The sequence below is a fragment of the Spiroplasma sp. ChiS genome (assembly GCF_002968355.1).
In the GTDB taxonomy this organism is placed as follows: domain Bacteria; phylum Bacillota_I; class Bacilli_A; order Mycoplasmatales; family Mycoplasmataceae; genus Spiroplasma; species Spiroplasma citri.
Genome location: NZ_PUUH01000265.1, coordinates 1 through 665 on the forward strand (window position 1 = coordinate 1; position 665 = coordinate 665).

Genomic DNA, 665 nt, shown 5'->3' on the forward strand with positions numbered 1-665 from the left:
ATTTTCATAGTTTCTTTTCTCCTTATTAGAATTATTTTTTAAAAATGTATGCATTATTTCTTGTCATTCTAACTTTAATTGATTGGTAATATTGAAACGATTTATATTAACGCCATTTTCGTTAATTATTCAAATTTCACCAATATTACTAGTATGAAACGATTTATATTAACGCCATTTTCGTTAATTATTCAAATTTCACCAATATTACTAGTAAAAATATTATTTTTTTCAAGTAAATAATTATATGCTGTAATTTGTATTTTTGCTTTATTAATTTTTTCAGCATTAAAGTATTTTCAAGTTTTAAAATCAACAACAATAGCTTTATTATTTTCATAATAAATTAAATCGGGAGTGCCACACACTTTTCCGTCTGATAAGGGTATTTCAAACATAATAATTGATTTAATAAAATCGTTTTTTATTCTATTAAAAAAATTATAGAATAACTCAATTATTTTTAAACTTTCTTTTATTGTTGATATTTTTTTACTATTTTTAATAATTGTTTTATAATCTTTTCTATTTTCTGTTTGGAAAATTGCATCATATAAAATCCGTGAAATAAACTCATGAATAATTTTTCCTCTTTCTGTTGCTTTTTTAAAAAGTTCATTATTTTTCATTAATTTATCATATTGAATTTCAGTATTATTAAAATA

Annotated in this window: 1 protein-coding gene; it reads right to left on the reverse strand. The window is 19.8% G+C overall.

All coding sequences use genetic code 4. The features are described 5' to 3' along the window. Positions 1–125: 125 nt before the first annotated feature. On the reverse strand, positions 126–665 hold a 540-nt coding region (locus C6B38_RS06795; RefSeq protein WP_233485626.1), incomplete at its 5' end, for a PD-(D/E)XK nuclease family protein.